This is a genomic window from Streptomyces sp. BE303 (assembly GCF_036290945.1).
Taxonomy (GTDB): domain Bacteria; phylum Actinomycetota; class Actinomycetes; order Streptomycetales; family Streptomycetaceae; genus Kitasatospora.
The window spans coordinates 1-322 of sequence record NZ_JAQYWZ010000080.1; the positions used below are offsets into that span (position 1 = coordinate 1).

The window sequence follows — 322 nt, forward strand, 5'->3', positions numbered from 1 at the left end:
CAGGGCGGCCAGCGCGAGCGCCGGGTCGACCGGGGTGATGCCGCGACGGCGCAGCCGGTCGGCGACCTCGGCCTCGGCCGCCATGCCGACCTCGTCCCACGGGCCCCAGGCGACGGCGGTGCCCGGCAGTCCTCGGGCACGGCGTCCGGCGACCACGGCGTCCAGCGCCGGGGTCGCCGCCGCGTCGGCGGCCTGGTCGGCGCGGCCCCAGATTCCGGCGATCGAGGAGAAGACCACGAACGCGTCGAGACGCGTACCGACCAGCGCGTCCAGGTGCAACGCCCCGTCGACCTTGCCGGACAGCACACGGTTCAGGTGCCCG

Annotated in this window: 1 protein-coding gene; it reads right to left on the reverse strand. The window is 77.0% G+C overall.

Annotated features, from left to right (window positions below; all coding sequences use genetic code 11):
- Nucleotides 1–322 (reverse strand): KR domain-containing protein (locus PUR56_RS00280; protein WP_329947345.1); only part of this gene is annotated, 322 nt, incomplete at both ends.